Here is a 19,944-nt window from a genome sequence, read left to right on the forward strand (position 1 = left end):
GGATCGCCGAGCGTCCAGGATCAGCCCAACGCGGCGAAGGGCCTGCCCCCACCGCACCAGGTCTCCACGACATGCAGTCCCGCGGTTGTGGCGTGGCCGAGGATCTCCCCGGTGCCGACGCACGCCCAGGGGAAGGCTCTCGACAGCCGCCCGTCCGGTCCTTCCAGGCGGACCAGCCGTCGACCGGGTGGCGCCGGGTGCGGTTGCAGTTCGACGAGCACCCGGCCGGCCGGGCCGAGCAGCTCGGCGGCGCGGGTGAGCAGCCGGCCCGGGTCGCCGCCGATGCCGATGTTGCCGTCGGCCAGCAGCAGCGTCGACCAGCGTCCTTCCGCTGGCAGGGGGCCGAAGACATCGCGGCACAGGGCGGTCGCGCCGGCCCTGCGGGCAAGGTGCACCGCGAACGCCGCCACGTCGATGCCGAGCGTGGGCAGGCCGCGGGCGGCGAGGGCGGCGGCCAGCCGGCCGGGGCCGCAGCCGATGTCGAGGGTCGGACCGGCGCAGCGCCGCAACAGGGAGGTGTCGCCCTGGACCAGTCCGCCCCGCCAGGTGGGCACCGGCAACGGGTCGCGCCGCCCGTCGGGGTAGCGCACCCACAACCGGCCGGCGGCGGATCGCAGCGCCGCCTCGTACAACGCGGTCGGTGGGCTGCCGTCCCTGACCGGCAGGCCGCGCCGACCGGGCTGGTCGCGGTGCGCGGCGGTCGTCGGGTCTCCGGCCGCGGCGGTCGTCATCGCCCGACCAGCGGGCGGGCCGCGCCGGTCCCCGCCTCGGCGGTCCGGATGGTCCGCACGGCGGCGGCGAACCGCCCGTGCGGCGCGAGCCGCGCGACCGCGTCGGCGTCGGCGTACGTGTCGACGTCCCGCAGGACCGGCAGCGTCGCGACCCGCAGGCCGGCCCGGGCCAGCCGTTCGAGCTGTCGGGCCCCGGTGTCCGGCTGGGAGGTGGCGACGCCGCGCAGCAGGCGGCCGTCCGGGCGGCGTAGGCCGAGCGCCCACCACCCGCCGTCGGCGGCGGGGCCGAACACCGCGTCGGTGTGGGCCAGCGCGCGGCAGGCGTCGGCGAGCAGCGCCGGGGTCACCTGCGGGGTGTCCATCCCGATCAGAAGCGCCGGGCCGGCGGAGGCGTCGAAGGCGGCGGCAAGCCGGACGTCGAACGGTCCCCGGGCCTGCGGGATCACCTCGATCGGCACGCGTAGCCAGGGGCCGACGGTGCCGTCGAGCACGAGGACGGCCCTGACCGGCCCGATACCGGGAAGCCGGGTCAGACGGCTGACCGCCGCCAACGTGTCCGCGATGGCCGCCTCGGCCACGGCGGCGGCCTGCGCCGGGGTGAACGGCGGCGTCAGCCTGGTCTTGACCCGGCCGGGGACCGGCTCCTTCGCCACCACCAGCAGGGTCACCGCGGGGGTCGGCTCCTCGGGCCGCCGCGCGGTCATCGCAGGCTCGCCAGCGCGGCCGTCATATCCCGTACGGTGCGGGCCGTGCCGAGGGGCGTTCCGGTCACCTTCGACCGCCCGACCCGGGGGTGGTAGTCGACGTCCGTCTCGGCGATGCGCCAGCCGGCCTGCGTGGCGCGCAGCAGGAGCTCCAGCGGGTAGCCGAAGCGTCGGTCGGTGATCGGCAGGCGCAGTAGCTGCGCGCGGCGTGCGGCCCGCATCGGGCCCAGGTCGCGGACCGCGACGCCACGGCGGCGCAGCCGCTGGGCGACGACCGCGTTGCCGAGCCGGGCATGCGGCGGCCAGGCCCGGGCGGACGTCGGCCGGCGGCGGCCCAGGACCAGGTCGGCGCGGCCGGCGGTCAGCTCGGCGACGAGCCCGGGAAGCTGCGCGGGGTCCAGCGACGCGTCGGCGTCGCAGACACAGACCACATCGGCGTCCGCCGCGAGCAGGCCGGCGTGCACGGCCGCCCCGTAGCCGCGCCGCGGCACATCGACGACCACGGCGCCGCACTCACGGGCGAGCTGGGGGGAACCATCGCGGGAGCCGTTGTCGGCGACGATGGCGCGATAGCCGGGTGGTATCCGTTCGAGGACCCAGGGGAGCGCTTCGGCCTCGTTCAGGCAGGGGAGCACGACGTCCACCGACACCGGCATCTGGTGACTTTGCGTAAGCATGATCGCGACTCTAGTGACAGCGTGGCGCCATCGACCCTTACCAAACAAGGAAATCCGCTGGTGGGCGACCATCTCGGCGGTGCCGGCGCCGGTCTTCTTACGAATCCGTGACGGCAGCTCCGGTGCCGCTCGCGGGTGGGTATCCGCGCTCTATGGTGGCGACGTGGCTCGTGTCCTGGTCGTCGATGACGACGCCACTGTGGCCGAGGTCGTCGACCGGTACCTGCGCAACGCTGGGTTCGAGGTCGACCGGGCCGTGGACGGGCCGGCGGCGTTGCGGATGGTCGAGGCGGCCGCCCGGACCTGGCTGTCCTGGATCTGATGCTCCCCGGTCTCGACGGCATCGAGGTGTGCCGCCGGCTGCGGGAGAGGGCTCCCATCCCGGTGATCATGCTGACGGCGCGTGGTGAGGAGGCCGACCGCGTGGCCGGGCTCGAATGCGGCGCGGACGATTATGTGACCAAGCCGTTCTCGCCGCGCGAGCTCACGTTGCGGGTGCGGTCCGTGCTGCGCCGCGCGAGCGAGCCGCCGCCGACCGGCTCCGGCATCCTGCGCGCCGGCACCGTCATCGTCGACGCGGCCGCCCGCACCGCCACCCGCCGCGGCGTCCCGTTCGGGCTCACCGTGCGCGAGTTCGACCTGCTGGTGTTCCTGCTGCGCCACCCCGGCCGCGCCCTCACCCGGGCCGAGCTGTTGGAACAGGTGTGGGGCTGGACCTACGGCGACCCGTCGACCGTCACGGTGCACATCCGCCGGCTGCGGGAGAAGATCGAGGACGACCCGACCGCCCCGCGGCTGCTGGTCACCGTGTGGGGCGTCGGCTACCGGTACGACCCGCCGAGCGCGGCCCAATCGGATCCCGCGGGCCGGTCCCGCGCCGTCGATGAGGGGGCCAGCGGGTCGGCCAGACGGGAGACGCCGGCGTGAGCGCGAACCTGCAGGTCGTCGGGATCGCCTCGGTGTCGTGGTAGTCGAGGAACTCCGGCGCCGCACCGCTCCAGGCGCAGCGCGGCCGGCCGTCGGGACCTACGAACGGGGCCACCTCAGGCCACCAGGAAGCCGAGGCGCTCGTCGGCCATACCGGGCGCGATCTCGATGATCTCCGGGTCGACAACCTTCTCGGCGACGAACGGGTCAGCTGCGATCCGCTCCTGGAGCTGCGGCAGGGAGGTGTTGTGGGCGAGCACTGCGCCGCCCGGTCCGGGCTGGATGCTGCCGACGAGGAGGAACACCTTGTCGTCCAGGCCTTGCTCGATCCACTCCTGGTGGCCGGCCATGTGCTCGCCGGCAGCCCTCTTGTTCTCGGCGAACCGGAGCAACACCACGAACATCTGATCCCTCTCCGAAGGTTATTGGTCGGCTGTCTGGCTGAAGGCCGGGCCGGCGGCGCAGGCGTCGAGCCACGCCTCCAGGCGGTTCACCTCGCGGTGCACGAACTCGTCGTCCCGGAAGGCATGCGACAGTGTGGCGACACCCTGGCTGAAGGCGAGCACGTGCATGGCGAGGGCGTCGGCGGCCGTCTGGTGTCCGAGTTCGACGAACTGCTCCCGCAGCCAGGCGCGGAAAAGCGTGAACAGGGCGGTGGCGTCCCGGTGGCATGGGTGACCAAGCTTCGCGAGCTCTGCGGTGAGGGTGCCGACCGGGCATCCGTAGTTCTGGATGTCCTGACCGTTGGTCAGCACGATGCGGATGAACTGGCGGATCCGACCCGCGGGTTCGGGTGCCTCCGCGTCCCACTGCTGCAGCATCCGGCGTGTGGCCGCCAGCCTTTCCTCGATCACCGCGCTGAGGATGTCGTCCTTGGTCTTGAAGTGGTGGTAGAAGTTGCCCCGCGAGATCTGCAGGGCACCCGCGATCGTGGCGAACGAGGTGTGCTCGAACCCGTGCTCGTAGAACAGGCGGTCGGCCGCCGCGACGATCTGCGCGCGAGTCGCCGCGCCCTTCTCCATCGCCCACCCCTCGACATCCGGCAGTACGCTAGGACAGTTGTCCTAGGCCAGACTCTAGGGCACATGTCCTAGACGGTGTCAAGCCCGCCCGGCGCTGTGGCGCCGGCAATGCCGCCGGGATGGTCGGCCGGACTCTGCCACACGTCGTCCTCGCCCGCCCCGAACTGGCCGGGAGGAGCTCACCAGCCCCGCGGCCCCGAATCGGACTCGGCGGCCGACACGACGGTGCCGTGCCATCACCGATCTCCCACCCGGTTGCCGGACATGCGACGCGCTGTGGTTGGACCACTGTTCGGTGTCTGCTTCCACATACGGCAACCGCACCGAATGATCATGTGAGTGATGTGCGATCCGGATGCGTGAAATCTGCGAAGCGAGATGGCCGGCCGGGGCTCTGCCCGCGTTGGCTCGCCTCGTCGACCAGCTTGCGGATCGCAGGGGCACCAAGCTTGACGCCACGGCCAACGAAGCTACGGCGACGACAAGCCGGGGGACTGTTCCGTAGGCGGCCCTGGCCCACTTTCGGTGGTGACGGTGCGCAGTATCTATGACGCGATATGTCATGTACGGTACGGATCGTCTGGTGAATTGGGTGCTTTCGGGGTTGTCGCCGCTGGTCGTTCAGAACGCGGCGGACGCGGAAGTTGTCAAGTCAAATGAGGCAGTTCGTGCCTACTGGCGATGAGGAGGCACGCATGGACACGGCCAGTGGCATGCACATGTCAACGATCTGTGTGCGCCTGGCTTTGCTCGTGGGCGTGTCGAGTCAGGCGTCGGAGCGTGCTGGTCCGACGACGGTGGTGGGTCGGTATCGAGGAACAGCCGGATCCGCTCGGCGATTGCCGGCCAGTCGGGCCCGAGCCAGACGAAATGGGTGTGTGCGGCTTTCGACGAGTTGGGCGTTGCGGATGGTGCTGGCAAGCGACTGAGCGTGGGTGAACGGGACGCCCCCGTCGGTGCGGGTGGCGATCACGAGGGTGGGTTGGTTGATCTGGGCGGTGGCGTCCGGTGTGGGACGCAGGTCGTTGAGGAACCCGCGGCCGGAGCGCATCTGGGCGAACAGCGCCAGCAGCAGGTCGCGGTCCTCGGCGCGCAGCGCGGCCATGACCTCGCCCACCGGTCGGGTCGAGAGGCTGCGCATCATGAGCCGCAGACAGATGTCGGGCGCCCTACGGGCGAGCGTATGTATCGCGGCCCAGGTCACGGCTTCCGTTCCGGCAGCGAACACGGCGTGCGCGCCCAGGAGAGTCCACCGGTCTGGATAGGGTAGCCAACCCACGGCGCTGACCAGGATCAAACGTTCGACGAGGTCAGCGTGCCGCGCGGCCATCGTGGCGGCGGTCGGGCCGCCTCCCGAGATGCCGACAACGGCGGCGACCCGGGTGATGCCCAGATCGGCACACAACGCCCGGACCACGTCCGTATGCCCCTCGACCGAGCTGTCGGTCGTCAGCGGAGTACGGCCGTAGCCGGGGCGAGAGGGCACCAGCAGCGTGCAGTCAGCCGCGGCGAACACGTCCTCGCCCAACGCCAGGCCTGCTCGTACATGCCCGCCATGGAAGACCATCACCACGGCCTCGCCACGTCGATCCAACCGATACTCGACCTGGCCGGCCGGCAGGCACGCCGCTGCCGTCGGCCTCACAAGATCGAGCATCGACGCGCCTCCAGGCATTGCGATGGTGCGGCGTTCACGCACCGACCAGCCTTCCCGGCACACCGGCCGAAAGCCTACCCACGCGAGCATGGCACTGCGTGCCGCGACGTCCGCCACCGGAGCTCGCCGAAGCCATCCTCCTGCTCCACCCCGGCCTACGCCGCGGGCGCTCTGACCTACCAGGCCGGCCTGCACCGCGAAGACGCCGACGCGGGAGTGCGCCCCACGACCGCCGTCCTGCTCGAGGCCATCGCCGGGACCGCAAGATCTCGGGTAGTGCGCCACAAGGCGCCTCGGCGTATCCCCCGCCGCCAAAGAGGGCTCGGCCACGAGGAATGCCGATCGCGCAGAAATACACCGGCGAGATCGAAGCGCTCTACGCGGACTCACCCGGAGCGGGCGTACTCCAACCCGACGCTGCCCCCGCGCCGCCCCTGGCTCCCGCCGCACCGTAACAACAAATTGTTGAATCCCGAACGAATGAGGTGCCACTTCCCCTGCGGCACCCTGACTGCCCGTGGGCTGCGGAAAGTCGGCCCGGGCCTGTGAACTGGTCCGCTGCTTCGGACCGGCTGCCGGCGTCATGGTCAACTACCCGGGCAGTCAACCCGCACCTGGCGGGCCTCGGAATGTGGATCCTGTTCCTGGCCCCCGTCGCCGGCGGCCTTACCAGAGCGTCCTCGCCGCCCTCGACGCGCCACGCCCGCGACCCCAGCCGGCGCGCTCCGGGCCGGCCGGCGCACCTAAGCCGGTCCCCGCGTCCGCGGTGGCGGACTGATCCGCCGGGCTGGAGCCTGCCGCGCCGTCGCCCGGCGGATCAACAACCCGGACTTGTCGCTCTAGATCGCGGTCCGGCCGGCGTCGACGGGGATGGTCGCACCGGTGATGAAGCTCGCGCGGTCGGTCGCGACGAACAGGATGACCTCGGCGATCTCGCGTGGCGACGCGAGCCGACCCATGAGCGTGGTCTTGGCGATCTGGTTGGCGCCTTCTTCGCCCATGGTGGTGAGCACCATGTCGGTGCGGGTCGGGCCGGGGGCGACGGTGTTGACACGTACTCCGGCCGGGCTGAACTCGGCGGCCCAGGTGCGGGTCAGCGATTCCAGTGCCGCTTTGGTCGCGCTGTACACGGACAGGCCTGGCATACCGACCCGGGCAGCCATGGTGCTGACGTTGATGATGCTGCCGGAGCCCTTCGTGATCATGGCTGGTGCCAGGGCGGCGGTCAGGAAGTAGGGCGCGCGGATGTTGGCCGCGAGCGATGCGTCGAACGACTCGACGTCCTGGGAGACGGTCGGGGCTCCGGGGAAGATCGCGGCGTTGTTCACCAAGATGTCCACGGAGCCCGCGGCGGTGGCGAGGGCACGCAGGGACGTCAGGTCGGTCAGGTCGGCCCCGACGAAACGCGCGGACCCGCCATCAGCCTTGATCGAGTCCACGGTCGCGTTGCCGCGCTGAACGTCCCGTCCTGTCACGACGACGTCGGCGCCTTCGGCGGCGAGCAGCCGGGCGGCCTCCTTGCCGATGCCCGCGGTCGAACCGGTGATCAGAGCAACCTTGCCGGTCAGTTCCATGGTCGCGTCCTTCCGAAGGCCGTTCGAGGAGCAGCCAGAATGGACTGCATAGCCCACTCTGTAGATGAGAAAATGGGTTGTCCAATCCAGAATCGGCTACGGTGGGGGACGTGAACACCAGGACAGCGCGTCCGGACGGGCGGGCGCTGACCCGCAAGGGTGAGCAGACCCGGACGCGGATCGTGGCCGCCGCCGCCCAGCTGATGTACGAACGCGGCGTGACCGAGGCGACCCTGGAGGACGTCAGGGCCGCCGCGGGGGTGAGCGGCTCGCAGATCTACCACTACTTCGCCGACAAGCAGGCGCTGCTGCTGGCCGTGATCGAGTTCCAGACCCGCGCGGTCCTCGATCTCCAGCAGCCACACTTCGGCCAGATGGACACCATCGCGGGCCTGCGCCAGTGGCGGGACGCGCTGGTCGACTACCAACGACGGCTGCAGTGCCGGGGCGGGTGTCCGATCGGCTCGCTGGGCGGCGAGGTCGCTGAGAACAATCCGGAGGCGCGCCTCGCGGTCGCCTCCGGGTTCCTGCGTTGGGAGTCCGCGATCCGCGACGGCCTGCGCGCCATGCACGCCCGTGGTGACCTGGACGGCGATCCCGACGACCTCGCGCTCGCGACACTCGCCGCGCTCCAGGGCGGCCTGCTCCTGACGCAGATCCAACGCCAGGTCAAACCGCTGGAGGTGGCGCTGGACACGATGCTCGACCACATCGCGTCACTCACGAACTCCTGACCGCTTACCGCCCCTGACACCAGGTCGAGCCAGCACTGCGACTGCCTGGCGTCGCGGCGGATCGATGGCTTCGGTCGGCCGACCATGCATACCGTGTCGGTGGGAAAGGTGGTCTGGATGGACATTGACCCGCTGGTCACGCTCGCGGGGGCGATCGTCGGCTTCGTCGTCGGCCTTACCGGCATGGGCGGTGGCGCGCTGATGACGCCGGTGCTGGTGCTGCTGTTCGGCGTACATCCGCTGGCCGCGGTCTCCAGCGATCTGGTCGCGTCGGCGGTGATGAAGCCTGTCGGTGCCGGCGTGCATCTGTTCCGGGGGACCGTGCACCGAGGCCTCGTCGGCTGGCTGATGCTCGGCTCGGTGCCGGCCGCGTTCGGCGGTGTCTTCGTGCTGCGTTCCCTCGGCGACGGCGACGCCGTCCAGCACCGGATCCAGATCGTGATGGGGGCGATCCTCATCGTCGCCGCGGCCGCGATGCTGGCGAAGTCGGCGATCGACCAGCGCCGCGGCTCGTCCGGCCTTGATTCCTCGATCACCGAGATTCGGGTACGGGTGTTGCCGACCGTCGTGACCGGCGCCATCGGCGGTCTGGTCGTCGGCATGACCTCCGTCGGCTCCGGCTCTCTGATCATCGTGCTGCTGCTGGCGCTCTACCCACGGATACGCGGCTCGCAGCTCGTCGGCACCGACCTCGCGCAGGCCGTCCCGCTGGTCGCCGCCGCCTCACTCGGCCACCTGCTCTTCGGCGACTTCCAGCTCGGCCTGACCAGTTCCCTCCTGATAGGCGCCCTGCCCGGTGTCTACCTCGGCGCCCGGGTCTCCGCCGGCAGCGCGACCAGCCGGATCATCCGCCCGGCCCTCGTCGTGGTGGTGACACTGTCCGGCCTGAAGCTGCTCGGTGTACCCACCGACTGGCTGGGCATCACCCTGGCCGCCGCGGCAGCAGGCGGACTCGCCCGCCTGGCCGCGCGCCATCACAGCCGGACCGCGGCCTCGGTCACGCCCATCGCGGCCCTCGACGCCCGGGACACGGACACCGAGGCGGACCTGGATCGCCTTTCCGCGCCGGACGCCGAACTGGGCCGTGCGACGACCAGCGCGTAGCGAGCAAAGACAGTCAAGTCTCCGGACCGGTTCAGCCACCGGTTCCCTCGGCAGCGAAGCGGCGGTGCCGATCGGCCATTCGATTTCTCGATGAGCCTGACCAACGAATGGTCAACCTATACACGGCGGTGGCAGCTGATGGCCGCCGGTGGCCCGCCGGCGGCAGGGCGAGATCGTGGTCCGAAGGTCCTCCGGCACGAGCCCCCGCGGGGGCGCCTGTCAGTCGTCGCTGGTGGCGCCGTCCCGGTGGCGGGCTTCGAGCAGGGCGCACAACAGCTCGATCACGTCGGCGTGGGACTTGGTGAGAACGGTGGTGTCGACCGTTCGGGCGTGGGCCAGGTCCGCTGCCGTGCTCGCGCCCAGCGGGCGGTCGAGCACCTCGGCCACCTCGCTGAGGCGCAGGTCGAACAGGTTGATGGAGTTGGAGCTGTGGTCCAGGAAGGCGGCGTAGCCGCCGGCGGGGGACACGTGGGGGGTCCCGCCGCGGCGCAGCGCGGCGAGGCCGGCGACCGGCGTCAGTGTGCGGGCGTCGAGCAGGTCCGGCTCGTTCTCGAGGAAGACGACGCCGGAGCGCAGCTGGGGGCTCGCGGCGGTGGCGTAACCGTCGACGGCAGCCTCGAGCGTCAGGCCGGCGGCGACGTTCCAGGAGGTTATCCGTGACGGGCCGATGACCACGGCCATCAGCCGGTCCGGGCCGCAGAAGAACAGGCGCACGTACTCGTCGTCGACGGCGGCCTGGGCGATCGGGCGCAGGTCCGGGCCGAGGACCACCAGGTACCGGGCGCCGTCCGCGATCACTGACAGGGCGAGTCGGCCGGCCGCAGGCTCCGTCGCCAGGACCTCGAGCAGCGGGTCGGCATGGCCCAGCTCGGCGAGCAGCTCGCCCAGCCGGAGCAGGCGCGTCTCGGCGCCGGATGCGTCGCGCACCGACAGCGTGCGGTCGAGGCCGAGGACGAAGCCGTCGGCGTAGTAGGCGAGCCGGGGCTCCCAACGATGCGTCTGGGTGGGGCTCGTCTGCAGAACCCGCTCGGTCGTGTCGTGCCGGGTGAGCCGCCACTCGGGGCCGACGACGTCGCGGATGCCGCTCCACTCCTCGATGCGCTCGTGGTGAAACCCGACCCACATGAACGCCCCGCCGAGATCGAGATACTGCTTGAAGCGGCCGATCACGCCGAACTGGTCTCCTTTGACGACCTCCGGCAGGAACGTCGTCGTGTCCGGCCCGAGTTCGACGGAGCCCGCCGGGCGGCCGTCGGCGGTGGCGAAGCTGGCGATGGTCCGGTACCAGGGGAGCAGCGTCGGCCCGAGCCGGTTGGTCAGCCTCGTGCGGCCGGACACGCGCGACTCGTCGCCGCTGAACGCGACCGCCTCGAACCCGGCGTCGGGCCACGCCAGCCGACGGCAGGCCTGGGCGCGGACGCCCTGCACCGCGGCAGGCTGTGTCCGGACGAACCACCGGTGCAGCCGTCTCTCGTCAACGTCCCTGGGCGCCCAGCGGGCGGGCACCGCCCGGACGGCCTCGACGGCCCTGGCCAGCGGGAGGTCGAGCGCCAGGCGCCACAGCCCGTCGGCGTCGTGGCGGCGAGCGAGCTCCGCCGCGAGAAATGCGGTCTCCTCCCGCGTCACGACGACCGTGTCCGCGCCGCGGCCGGCGACGATCCCGACGAGGTCCAGGCCGTCGGCGCTGGCGAGCTCCAGGCGCATCGCGGCGCGCGTCGCCTCGTCCGCGCCGCGGTAGGCCGCCGCGAGCCGGTCGCTGTCCAGGCCGGGCGCGGCGGGCAGCTGGCCGGTCAGGACGTGGAAGCGGGCCTGGTGGTCCGGGTCGTCAGGCAGGATGCCGCGGCGGACGCAGAAGGCGCCGATCGCCTGGCGGCTGGCCTGGCTGCGGCCGGGCTCGACGGCCGCCTCGAGCGCGGCGGCGGCGTATGTCCCCTCGTACGGCCAGGGCGGACGCTCCCCGCAGCCCGTGAGGAAATCCCAGGCGGCGTCCTGCGGGGCGACGAGCCAGCTGCGCCACAGCACGTAGGCCGCGAGCGACTTCCTGCGCCCCAGCCGCCAGGCGGCCCAGCGCTGGCCGAGGGGCCGTGCGCCGTCCGGCGACGGGCGCTGCGCGGCGCGGGCGAGCCGGAGCAGGCGCCGTTCGTAACGCGCGGCGTGGGCGAGCCGGAGCAGGTGCCGTTCGTAACGCGCGGCGCGGGCGCGTCGTAGCCGGACGAACATGGGCGTGCGGCCCGACCCGGGACGCGGCTCACCTCCCCTTACGTAACAGGTTAGTCGCGGTCCGGCTCCGGCGGGGCCAGTTCGACGGCCACCGCGTCCGCCCGCAGCCCCCCAGAAGTCGACGAGCAGCCGCTCGTAGCCCAGGCCCAGTTCCAGCGAGCGGCGCAGCGACCAGAGCATCGTGTCAGCAGGCAGCGCCTCCAGAGCCTCGTAGCTGGCCAGCTGCGCGCGATGCGACGCGAGCTGGCCATCGGCGAGGGTGAGGTAGTCGGCGAGACTGAGGATCGGGTCCACCGGCAACCTCGCTCCCGACGAGTCTCCTGCGATCCCGGTCTCCGGTCACGCCGTCGGACCGCTGGTGTTCAGCCGGCGAGCATCCGTTCGAGGCCGGCCGGGTCGCCGAGGTAGAGCGAGCCCGCGCCCGCGGAGGCGTCGTCGGGCCAGATGACCGACTGCCCGGCGGCGACACCGGCGATGATCCGTTCCGCGACGACCTCGGGGTGCGCCTTCGCCGCGTCGACGCCGGCGAGCATGTCCGTGTCGATCCCGGCGGGATGGTGATGTTCTGGACGTTGGACCCGGACAGGAACGCCGAGGTGTAGGGCGTGACGATCTCGTCGTTCCTGGTTTCGATCACCGTGTAGGTGACACCCGGACGGGTGTCGCCGCCGGCGTTCAGCGCGGTCATGAACGGCGAGCCGACGATCTGCTCCGCGTACGCGGCACACGCTGACTGGACCGCGCTCGTCACACCGAAGATCTGAGCTGGGCGATGCCGTCGAGCGTCGTGCCGTGGTTCGAGAGCGCGAGTCCGATCAGAGCGTTGACCTTGGTGTCGCCGCCCAGGTTGTTGATGTAGTACCGGGGCGGCATCGGCACCCGCACGGAAGGAGAAGTCCTCGCCGTCACCGCGGACGGCACCCGGGTTGGCGAGCTGCTCGCTGGCCGTTGGACCAGCCGGTCACCGCCGCCGCGCTGGGACTGCTCGCCTCTGATGACCTCGCCCGCACGGTGACGCTGCGGCTGTCGACTCCGGACGCGGCCAAGGTTGGCCTGACCTGCGGGGGTCAGGCGCAACGGGAGGACCAGATCTTGATCGGAATCTGGCGCTTGGCGTCTGATAAGTTTCCCTCGAAGTACAGCACTCGATGGACGTATAGGGCGTCCACGGCGAGGCCCCGTCCCATAGGGGTCGCCGGTTGGGGTTCGACTCCCCGGGAGCGCGCGCCTGGTCGAGGCAGGTCAGAGCCCCGCAGCCGCTACTCGTGGCGCGGGGCTTTGACGTGTCCGGCTCGGACCGCCTCGTCTAGCCCGGCCTCCGGGTCGCACCGCCCTGAGCGCGACCCGTATGGACTGCTTGAAGATGATCTAATCGGAGCCATCAAGGCGCGACGTCCGTTCACAGGATTCAGCCCGGTGCTCTTGACCTGCCTTGTGGTCGACCCGCGTCTCAGGTTCGGGCAGCCCGATCGGGGCCGTGGCCTGCGGGCGGACGGGGTACTCGGCGCGGATCTCCTTGATGGTCTCCTCGCGCTGGCGCTGATCGTGCGTCTTGGATCTCAGCGGGTTCCGCTGGGTGGGCTTGTCGTGCGTTCGATCTTGGTGTGGGTGTCGCTGCGTAGCTGCGCGACGAGTCTGCGGGCGGCGGGGGCGCCGATGTGGAGTCGTTTGCGCAGGGTTTCTGCGGAGATGGGTCGCTGGTGGTGTTGCCAGTGGAGGACGTCTTCGGCTCGGGCGCGGTGGAGGAGGTCCTGTTCCCGGGCTCCTGGTTCGTTTCGTGGGGGCGTCTCGCTGGTCGGGGGCGCTTCCGCCTGGTTGGTCTCAGGGCCCTGTGTCGGTCCTGCCGGCTGATCGGCCACTGTCGAGACATATGGATCATTCGTGGCCGGTGGGGCTGGCGGGGGTGTGCTTGCTCCGTTCGTCTGCATGGCTTGGATGAGGTCGGGGCCGACTTCTGCCCAGCCGATCATGAGTAGTGGTCCGATGGCGTCGAAGGCTGCTTTGCCGTAGTGGCCGGCGATGAGTGGTTCGGCGATGTTGAGGGCGAGGGTCACGAGGCTGGCGAAGATGAGGAGACGCCGAGCGGGCCGCTGCACCTCGGCGGGGCCGCCGTTCAGCGCCAGCTGACGGATCCCTAGGAGCAGCGCAACAACGGACAGGTCGACTGCCGGGGCTACCAGGGGCGCGATGAAGACGGGGACGCCGAGGCGGAGGCCGAGGGCGAAGGAATTGCCGAAGCCGAAGAGAAATGTCAGCGCGACGACGATGCCGATCATTGTGGTGACGAGTTTCCCGGCATGCATCGGTCCTGCGGCGGGCGGACCGTCTTTGTGGGGCGGGGCGGCCGATGTCTTCCTCCGCGGGTTCACCGGGCACCAGCCCTGGGTGGCCTCGAAGCGGTGGTGCCGATCGGTCGGCGTGGGCTGGCGCTGATGGTCCGGTGATCGTCCGGGGTCGACGACACGTGCTCATGGACGGCGACGACACAGTCGCTTCGATCGTGATGGCGGTGGCGGTCGGCGGGGAAAGGTGCCATCGTCGGATGGGTGAGCTGACCGAGGTGTGCGCGACGTGTGCGCGCACGTGCCGTCCCTGCCTGGCACAGACCGACACACGCCGGCACGGGAAGGTCCTGTGTGCCGGACGGTGCGGGATAGGCCGGCATCACGCGACACCGACAAACACGGCATTTACCGCACTACGGATCAGAAGGTTGGGGGTTCGAGTCCCTCCGAGCGCACCACACGTACTCTGACCTGCACGTTCACATTTTCACAAGCGCCACGACCTTCTGACCTGCCATCAGATGGTTCGCCCCGCCCGGATAAGTGCGACACGCACGGTTCCTCGTCTCGACGGACCGTGCGGCACTCATCGGCAGCGTGTAGCACCGGCCAGCTATTTTGGATCTTCCTGGGGCTCACGTGTGTGCGAGGTGTGCGCGAGCGCACCGAAGGACACCCAGCCTTTCCTCGCCGATGACCCGCGGCAGTTCTGGCGCCTCGGTGCTGATGCAGGGGCGGGGACGCGGCTCGCCCGGCCCCGACAGAAAATCGTGCCGACGGTCGCGCTTGCCGTTGTTGCTGCACTCGCCGGGATGTAGCAGATCGGCCGACCAGCGCAGGTTCGAGCCTCGCAGGGGGCACGTACTTAGGAATTTTCCTGGCACTATTTGCCCTGCTCAATCGAGACCGGCAAGGGCTCTGCCGACTCCGACGATGAGAGATCGACGGCTGGAACCAGGGTCCGTCCGTCGGCCTCAGCGAGGTGACGTGGCGCGTCCGAGGACTCGTGCCGGAAGGGAACCGCCGCCGGCTGTCCAGACATCGCGGTCCTCGTAGGGCCAGGCGTAGACCGGGCTGCCGTCGCGGACGAGGTCCCGCAGGCCGGGGAGGTCGAGCTCCAGCGCCGACCACTCGTACAGGCGCTGCAGGCGGGGTTGGATCACACCGTAGTCGAGCATCCGGCCGAGCCGGTGCTCGTCGAGAACATAGGTCATCAGCTCCTCGTCCAGCGGGTACTGGTTGGGCAGCACACGACCCAGCGACAGGAACGCCCCCACGCCCCCGAGCCGTGGGTCACCGACGAGGCGACCCAGGATGGCGAACCGGCCGAGGGACAACCGGGGCGCCGCGACCAGCGCATGCGTGTACAGAACCCGCAGCAGGGTGACGTTCAAGAAGAATCGCTCGGGTCTGGACTCCACCACCGCGAGATCACGGTGGTCCAGGTAGGCGGCGGCGATGCTCGCGTTGTGGGCCCGGTACCAGTTCTGGGCCGTCGGTGCCGCGACGAACTCCAGCCACACCTTGACCGCCGGTGACGACAGTTCGCCCGTCATCCCGCCGGAGCGCGCCACGGCCTCGCAGCCGTCTCGGAGCAACCGGTCGTTCACGGCTCGCCACCAGCGGCTTCCCGGAGCATCCGCCTCCGGCGGGTTCAGCACGCCGCGCTCGACCTGCCACCGCATGAACGACACGGCGGCCCGCCGGAAGGGGAGATGACGGGGAGCTCGACCGAACGGCCCGAGGTAAGTACGCGCCAAGAGCGCCAACCGGTCCCCGGGGCAGTCGCGTACCGCCGCGACCTGTGCCGCCGCCCAGTGCGGGGCATCCCCGTCCGTCAAGGCGCCTCCCGAACCTGGCCCATGGTGAGTATTACCGGACGCTCGGGAGTCATGGTGTCCTAACGGCCTTCCTACGGCACAAGGCCCTCGACCTCGACACCCAGCTGGAGGAGCACCAGCAGCACCCGCTCCGGCACGACCTGCAGCTGCTCTCGCCCGTGATACTCGCGCTGAACACCGCGCTTGCCCAGTGACGTCGACGCGGCCCGGGCGCTGCCCGACACCCCGGACGCCGCCGCGGGTGACGACTCCTACCCGGTCACGGTCTGGGCCGCCTTCGCCGTCACGGTGGCGGCGCCGGCCGGTGACCCGGCCTGGGCGCTGCGCGCGGCGGAGCGGGGGATCCCGGCGGATCCGGAGCTCACCTTCGTCTTCCTCGGCAGCTACCAGCGGCTGGCTCGGTGCTGGGCCCGCGCCGTGACCGGCGAGGACCCTGCTAGCGCCGCGGCGAAGCCCCGGGCATCATCGCCGCGGCCCTGCCGACCCGCCCCGCCCGGGACTGGCCACCTGGTGCGGGCTGCTCGCCGAGATGTGACTCGCCGCCGGGATGCCGGTCGAGGCCGCCACTGCCCTCGACCGGGCCGACCCCCTACCTCGACGCTTATGGCCAGCGCTACCCCGAGGGTCATGTGCTCCTGCTGCGGGCCCGGCTGCTGCGCGGCGAGCCCGTCGCCGTGGTCCGGGCAGCCGCCGAGCGGGCTCGCGCGTTGTCCATCGAGCGCGAGGCATACCTGTTCGCCCACCGTGCCGAGGAGTTCCTGGCCGAACCGGAGTAGGCGCCAGCCGGCCCCGATCGCCCCATCGCGATCGCCGAGCGGCTTGGGCCGCACGGATCGGCAAGTTCAGGTCCCGGAAAGCGCCTTCAGATGTGAGTTGGCGCCCCGGATGTGGAACGCCAGCCCGATGCCCCAGCCCACTATCGACCACAGCGGCCAGAAGAACTGGTCCCGGGTGAGGGTCGCCCACAGCACGACCTGGATGACATTGGCGACGATGTACCAGAGAACATGGACCCGCAGGCCCCACTTGATGGCGGACTCACCCTTTCCTGATTTCATGCGCGCAGAGTAGATCAAGGCGCTTGACGAGCAGTGAATTGCCGCGATCAAGTTCGGCCAGACAGCCCAGCGCGACGACATCACCCTCGTCGTCCTGCGCATCGCATGAGCGTGGAACGACTCCTCCGCTGCCCACGCGCCTCGTCCGACGCGGCTCGTGATCCCTCGTGCCTGCCAGCGCGTGTTGTCGGTCCCAGCGCTCCGTTCGCGCAGGTAGCGGCCCGGCCGGGATGCCTCCTTTGCGCGGCCGTCGGGTGCCGGGACGACTGAGAAGTCGCCGTTCACTCCGTCCCGACTTCGTTCACTCCGCGTCAAGTACTCGCCTCTACGCTCACGACCATTGACTGCTACTGCCGGCGACCGCGAGGACTAGGCGAAGAAGTCCTGCCAACCGACCTCGAGGCTTGATCATCCGACACTGCCACCTAGTATGCCTATCTTCACGGGAGGAAAGTGCGCCATGCCCTACTATCGTGATCAACTCGAATGGAAGGGTCAGCAAGAATTTCTGCCACGTAGGCTCCGCTTGGAACCGAACGACGAGCCGGCCGAGGAATTCTGGAGTTGGCGCGGGCACCGGGTGCACCTGGATCGCTACGCGAAGCCCGATGCGCCAGCCAAAGTAGTCCTGCATCACGGCGTGGGTACCAATGGCCGCCAGATGACCCTGATCGCCGGTGCGCCGCTGGCCAAGATCGGCTACGAGACGGTGGCTCTGGACAATCTCGGCTACGGGATGACCGAGACGGCTGCGAGCACCACCTGGTCGTACGAGGACTGGGTACAGGTGACCCTCGATCTTCTCGTCGCCGAGAAGGAGCGCGATCCCCGGCCGATCTTCCTGTACGGGCTTAGCGCGGGCGGCATGCTCGCCTTCCACGTCGCGGCGAAGGCGCCGAAGGGCCTGGTCGCGGGAATCGTCGGCATGACCTTCATGGACATGCGGAACCCGTCGGTCATGCGAGCCGTCGCCCACGACCCCGTGACCGGCGTCGTCGGCGTGCCCGCCTTGGGCGCGCTGCGCAGGCTCGGTCTGGGACGAGTCCGCCTCCCGATGGCGATGGCCTCCAAGATGAGCGCCCTGGCCAACGGCAAGGAGGTCATGAAGGTTCTCATGCGAGACCGCACCTCCGCCGCGAACCGGGTCAGCCTGAAGTTCATCGACAGCCTGTCGACCTACACGCCCGCCATCCCGCCGGAGGAGTTCAGCGCCTGCCCGATCCTGCTCACCCAGCCGACCGAGGACCGCTGGTCACCGTTCTGGATGGCGGAGACCTTCCTCGCGCGGATCACCGGCGTTCCGGTCACCGTCGCCCAGCTGGAGAACGCGGGCCATCTGCCGTTCGAGGACCCTGGCCTGCGGCAGATGATCGAAGCCATCGACACCTTCGTCACCGCGAACGTGCCTGCCGCCGCCGGACGCTGACCAGCCCGACGACAGGAGGTCGATCATGCTCGTTCTTGTTACCGGAGGTTCCGGGTTCGTCGGCGCACACTGCATCCGCCGATTGCTGCGCGAGGGTCATCGGGTCCGCGCCACCGTGCGCTCGCCCCGACGGGAGGCCGCGGTGCGGGCGATGCTGGCGCCTGGCTCGGAGGTTTCGTTCGCGCTGGCGGACCTGACCTCCGACGACGGCTGGGCGCAGGCAGCCGCCGGCTGCGACGCCGTGCTGCACGTGGCCTCGCCGTTCCCAGCCAAGGCACCCAGACACCCCGACGACCTGATCGTGCCCGCTCGGGACGGCACGCTGCGGGTGCTACGCGCCGCCCGCGACGCCGGGGTCCGGCGCACCGTGCTGACATCCTCGTTCGCCGCGATCGGCTACGGCCACCGGGACAACACCCGGGTTTTCACCGAGACGGACTGGAGCGATCCGGACGGTCCAGCGATGGCCGTCTACTCGCGGTCGAAGCTAGTCGCCGAGCGGGCCGCCTGGGACTTCGTCGACCGGTCAGGCGGCGGAATGGAACTGGCCGTGATCAACCCCGTCGGCATCTTCGGCCCGCCGCTCGGCCCGGACTGCTCGGTCTACGTCGAGGTCGTCGAGCGGCTGATGAACGGCAAACTGCCGGCCATTCCTCAGCTGACCGTCGGCGTGGTCGACGTACGCGACGTCGCAGACCTGCACGTGCGCGCGATGGCCGTGCCCGCCGCTACCGGCGAACGGTTCCTGGCCACCGCCGGGGTGATGTCTCTACCGGAGATCGCGAGCCTGCTTCGCACCCGGCTCGGCCCGGCAGCCCACCGGGTGCCGACCCGGACAGCACCGGACTGGGCGATCCGCCTCGGCGCCCGGGTGAACCCTCGGTTCGCGACGATCGTCCCGGACCTCGGCGCGGTGCGCGAGGCCTCGAGCGCGAAGGCACGCGACGTTCTGGGCTGGCGACCCCGGCCGATCGAAGAGACGATCATGGACACCGCGGCCGGCCTGGCCGACCTTGACCTGCTCCGCGACACGACACGAACAGCCGCGGCATAGCACGGTTTTCGCGTCGACCAAAAGTCGCCGCGCATCGAAGCGTCGTCCACCGTCTTACGGTCGCTACTTCGTTTCCCCCTTTGGAAGGCAAGCGTGACTACTTCGGGAATACCCGTGCTCTTCATTCACGGCCTGTGGATTCACTCGTCGTCGTGGACGCCGTGGCTCGACCTGTTCCGGTCCGCCGGCTACGAACCGATCGCCCCGGGCTGGCCCGGCGACGGTGACACCGCCGCGCAGACCCGCGACCGGCCCGATCGTCTCGCCGGCATCGGTCTCGACGACGTCGCCGAGCATTACGGCCGGATCATCGCGGCCATGGCGCGGGAGCCGGTCGTCATCGGCCACTCCGTCGGTGGGCTCGTCGCCCAGAAGCTGAACGTCACGCACGCTCTCCGCGCGGCCGTCGCGATCGATCCCGCGCCGATCAGGGGCGTACGGCCGCTTCCGCTGGCTCAGCTGCGTTCGGCGTTTCCCGTGCTGCGCCGACCGGGCAACGCCGCACGGACGGTCGCGTTGACCGCCAAGCAGTTCCGGTACGGATTCGGCAACGCGGTGTCGGCGGAGGAGTCCGACGAGCTGCACGCGCGTTATGCCATCCCCGGACCCGGCCGGCCAATCTTCGAGGTCGCCACCGCGAACCTCCGGCGCCGGTCGGCGGCGTCGGTCGACACCAGGACGGAACGCCGTGGGCCGTTGCTTCTCGTCTCGGGACAGCAGGACCACACCGTGCCCGCCGTGGTGACCCGCGCGGCGCACCGGCTCTACCGGCACTCGCCGGCCGTCGCCGACCTGGTCCGGATGCCGGATCGTGGCCACTCGCTGGCCTTCGACCACGGCTGGCAGGACGTCGCCGGCCTGATCGAGGGCTGGTTGAGTAGGCAGTTCGCGAGTTCCACCACGCCCAGGTCAGCCATGACATAGGGGCAT

20 protein-coding genes and 1 pseudogene are annotated in these 19,944 nt (G+C 70.5%); 7 read left to right on the forward strand and 14 right to left on the reverse strand.

What is annotated here, in order from left to right; all coding sequences use genetic code 11:
- Positions 1-20: 20 nt before the first annotated feature.
- Genes QOZ89_RS40495 through QOZ89_RS40505 form a run of 3 tightly spaced genes read right to left on the reverse strand, consistent with a single transcriptional unit; the run spans position 21 to position 2,091 of the window.
- Complete coding sequence (locus QOZ89_RS40495) at positions 21-731, reverse strand: methyltransferase domain-containing protein (protein WP_312629425.1); 711 nt, start codon at positions 729-731, stop codon at positions 21-23.
- A complete protein-coding gene (locus tag QOZ89_RS40500; protein WP_071054071.1) occupies positions 728-1,435 on the reverse strand; it encodes a TIGR04282 family arsenosugar biosynthesis glycosyltransferase in 708 nt (235 codons plus the stop codon). Before QOZ89_RS40500 ends, QOZ89_RS40495 begins: the two co-directional genes overlap by 4 nt.
- A complete protein-coding gene (locus QOZ89_RS40505) occupies positions 1,432-2,091 on the reverse strand; it encodes a glycosyltransferase family 2 protein (protein WP_312629427.1) in 660 nt (219 codons plus the stop codon). Before QOZ89_RS40505 ends, QOZ89_RS40500 begins: the two co-directional genes overlap by 4 nt.
- A gap of 184 nt (positions 2,092-2,275) precedes the next feature.
- Between QOZ89_RS40505 and QOZ89_RS40510 the strand changes: the two are divergent.
- A pseudogene (locus QOZ89_RS40510) lies at positions 2,276-3,039 on the forward strand (response regulator transcription factor).
- A gap of 116 nt (positions 3,040-3,155) precedes the next feature.
- Here QOZ89_RS40510 and QOZ89_RS40515 read toward each other — a convergent pair.
- From QOZ89_RS40515 to QOZ89_RS40530, 4 genes are all read right to left on the reverse strand, one after another.
- Positions 3,156-3,443, reverse strand: a complete 288-nt coding sequence (locus QOZ89_RS40515; RefSeq protein WP_312629429.1) for a YciI family protein — start codon at positions 3,441-3,443, stop codon at positions 3,156-3,158.
- A gap of 18 nt (positions 3,444-3,461) precedes the next feature.
- On the reverse strand, positions 3,462-4,061 hold the full coding sequence (locus tag QOZ89_RS40520; RefSeq protein WP_312629431.1) for a TetR/AcrR family transcriptional regulator: 600 nt from the start codon (positions 4,059-4,061) through the stop codon (positions 3,462-3,464).
- A gap of 766 nt (positions 4,062-4,827) precedes the next feature.
- Positions 4,828-5,718, reverse strand: coding sequence for an alpha/beta fold hydrolase (locus QOZ89_RS40525; RefSeq protein WP_312629433.1), 891 nt, complete (start codon positions 5,716-5,718; stop codon positions 4,828-4,830).
- A gap of 839 nt (positions 5,719-6,557) precedes the next feature.
- Positions 6,558-7,292: an SDR family NAD(P)-dependent oxidoreductase gene (locus QOZ89_RS40530; protein ID WP_312629435.1), complete on the reverse strand. Its 735-nt coding sequence runs from the start codon at positions 7,290-7,292 to the stop codon at positions 6,558-6,560.
- A gap of 110 nt (positions 7,293-7,402) precedes the next feature.
- Between QOZ89_RS40530 and QOZ89_RS40535 the strand changes: the two genes are divergently transcribed.
- Together QOZ89_RS40535 and QOZ89_RS40540 are read left to right on the forward strand one after the other, a co-directional pair.
- Positions 7,403-8,026 (forward strand): TetR/AcrR family transcriptional regulator, encoded by a 624-nt coding sequence (locus QOZ89_RS40535; protein WP_312629437.1) that lies wholly within the window; start codon positions 7,403-7,405, stop codon positions 8,024-8,026.
- Positions 8,027-8,143: 117 nt separating this feature from the next.
- Positions 8,144-9,130 carry a sulfite exporter TauE/SafE family protein gene (locus tag QOZ89_RS40540; protein ID WP_312629439.1) on the forward strand — a complete coding sequence of 329 codons (987 nt, stop codon included), beginning with the start codon at positions 8,144-8,146 and terminating at the stop codon, positions 9,128-9,130.
- Positions 9,131-9,349: 219 nt separating this feature from the next.
- Here the strand turns inward: QOZ89_RS40540 and QOZ89_RS40545 are convergent, their stop codons facing one another.
- From QOZ89_RS40545 to QOZ89_RS40570, 6 genes are all read right to left on the reverse strand, one after another.
- Complete coding sequence (locus QOZ89_RS40545) at positions 9,350-11,644, reverse strand: hypothetical protein (RefSeq protein ID WP_312629441.1); 2,295 nt, start codon at positions 11,642-11,644, stop codon at positions 9,350-9,352.
- Between the two features lie 68 nt (positions 11,645-11,712).
- Positions 11,713-11,883, reverse strand: a complete 171-nt coding sequence (locus QOZ89_RS40550) for a Rossmann-fold NAD(P)-binding domain-containing protein (RefSeq protein WP_312629443.1) — start codon at positions 11,881-11,883, stop codon at positions 11,713-11,715.
- Between the two features lie 214 nt (positions 11,884-12,097).
- On the reverse strand, positions 12,098-12,235 hold the full coding sequence (locus tag QOZ89_RS40555; protein WP_312629445.1) for a hypothetical protein: 138 nt from the start codon (positions 12,233-12,235) through the stop codon (positions 12,098-12,100).
- A gap of 674 nt (positions 12,236-12,909) precedes the next feature.
- Entirely contained in the window at positions 12,910-13,653 is a 744-nt protein-coding gene (locus tag QOZ89_RS40560) for a hypothetical protein (RefSeq protein ID WP_312629447.1), read from the reverse strand.
- A gap of 956 nt (positions 13,654-14,609) precedes the next feature.
- The gene (locus QOZ89_RS40565; RefSeq protein ID WP_312629449.1) at positions 14,610-15,476 is read right to left on the reverse strand and encodes a hypothetical protein; all 867 of its coding nucleotides are present in this window, start codon (positions 15,474-15,476) and stop codon (positions 14,610-14,612) included.
- A gap of 71 nt (positions 15,477-15,547) precedes the next feature.
- Positions 15,548-15,700: a hypothetical protein gene (locus QOZ89_RS40570; RefSeq protein ID WP_241841760.1), complete on the reverse strand. Its 153-nt coding sequence runs from the start codon at positions 15,698-15,700 to the stop codon at positions 15,548-15,550.
- Positions 15,701-16,105: 405 nt separating this feature from the next.
- Here QOZ89_RS40570 and QOZ89_RS40575 point away from each other — a divergent pair, with 405 nt between their 5' ends.
- The gene (locus tag QOZ89_RS40575; RefSeq protein ID WP_312629453.1) at positions 16,106-16,252 is read left to right on the forward strand and encodes a hypothetical protein; all 147 of its coding nucleotides are present in this window, start codon (positions 16,106-16,108) and stop codon (positions 16,250-16,252) included.
- A 66-nt stretch (positions 16,253-16,318) separates the two neighbouring features.
- On the opposite strand, the gene QOZ89_RS40580 is transcribed toward QOZ89_RS40575, so the two are convergent.
- Positions 16,319-16,534: a 2TM domain-containing protein gene (locus QOZ89_RS40580; protein ID WP_083418699.1), complete on the reverse strand. Its 216-nt coding sequence runs from the start codon at positions 16,532-16,534 to the stop codon at positions 16,319-16,321.
- 460 nt (positions 16,535-16,994) lie between these two features.
- Between QOZ89_RS40580 and QOZ89_RS40585 the strand changes: the two genes are divergently transcribed.
- The 3 genes from QOZ89_RS40585 (at position 16,995) to QOZ89_RS40595 (ending at position 19,938) form a co-directional block, all read left to right on the forward strand.
- Positions 16,995-17,960, forward strand: coding sequence for an alpha/beta hydrolase (locus tag QOZ89_RS40585; protein WP_312629454.1), 966 nt, complete (start codon positions 16,995-16,997; stop codon positions 17,958-17,960).
- 25 nt (positions 17,961-17,985) lie between these two features.
- Positions 17,986-19,014: an SDR family oxidoreductase gene (locus QOZ89_RS40590; protein WP_071049138.1), complete on the forward strand. Its 1,029-nt coding sequence runs from the start codon at positions 17,986-17,988 to the stop codon at positions 19,012-19,014.
- A gap of 93 nt (positions 19,015-19,107) precedes the next feature.
- Positions 19,108-19,938 (forward strand): alpha/beta hydrolase, encoded by an 831-nt coding sequence (locus tag QOZ89_RS40595; RefSeq protein WP_312629456.1) that lies wholly within the window; start codon positions 19,108-19,110, stop codon positions 19,936-19,938.
- The last annotated feature ends 6 nt before the right edge of the window (positions 19,939-19,944 follow it).

The sequence above is a fragment of the Pseudofrankia coriaricola genome (genome assembly GCF_032027725.1).
GTDB lineage: Bacteria > Actinomycetota > Actinomycetes > Frankiales > Frankiaceae > Pseudofrankia.

Bases quoted from the DNA above. Each gene is read 5' to 3' on its own strand.
- QOZ89_RS40525 (WP_312629433.1), bottom strand. From the start codon at position 5,718: ATGCTCGATCTTGTGAGGCCGACGGCAGCGGCGTGCCTGCCGGCCGGC.
- QOZ89_RS40560 (WP_312629447.1), bottom strand. From the start codon at position 13,653: ATGCATGCCGGGAAACTCGTCACCACAATGATCGGCATCGTCGTCGCG.
- QOZ89_RS40500 (WP_071054071.1), bottom strand. From the start codon at position 1,435: ATGACCGCGCGGCGGCCCGAGGAGCCGACCCCCGCGGTGACCCTGCTG.
- QOZ89_RS40540 (WP_312629439.1), top strand. From the start codon at position 8,144: ATGGACATTGACCCGCTGGTCACGCTCGCGGGGGCGATCGTCGGCTTC.
- QOZ89_RS40495 (WP_312629425.1), bottom strand. From the start codon at position 731: ATGACGACCGCCGCGGCCGGAGACCCGACGACCGCCGCGCACCGCGAC.
- QOZ89_RS40505 (WP_312629427.1), bottom strand. From the start codon at position 2,091: ATGCCGGTGTCGGTGGACGTCGTGCTCCCCTGCCTGAACGAGGCCGAA.
- QOZ89_RS40515 (WP_312629429.1), bottom strand. From the start codon at position 3,443: ATGTTCGTGGTGTTGCTCCGGTTCGCCGAGAACAAGAGGGCTGCCGGC.
- QOZ89_RS40550 (WP_312629443.1), bottom strand. From the start codon at position 11,883: ATGCTCGCCGGCGTCGACGCGGCGAAGGCGCACCCCGAGGTCGTCGCG.
- QOZ89_RS40585 (WP_312629454.1), top strand. From the start codon at position 16,995: ATGCCCTACTATCGTGATCAACTCGAATGGAAGGGTCAGCAAGAATTT.
- QOZ89_RS40590 (WP_071049138.1), top strand. From the start codon at position 17,986: ATGCTCGTTCTTGTTACCGGAGGTTCCGGGTTCGTCGGCGCACACTGC.
- QOZ89_RS40530 (WP_312629435.1), bottom strand. From the start codon at position 7,292: ATGGAACTGACCGGCAAGGTTGCTCTGATCACCGGTTCGACCGCGGGC.
- QOZ89_RS40520 (WP_312629431.1), bottom strand. From the start codon at position 4,061: ATGGAGAAGGGCGCGGCGACTCGCGCGCAGATCGTCGCGGCGGCCGAC.
- QOZ89_RS40580 (WP_083418699.1), bottom strand. From the start codon at position 16,534: ATGAAATCAGGAAAGGGTGAGTCCGCCATCAAGTGGGGCCTGCGGGTC.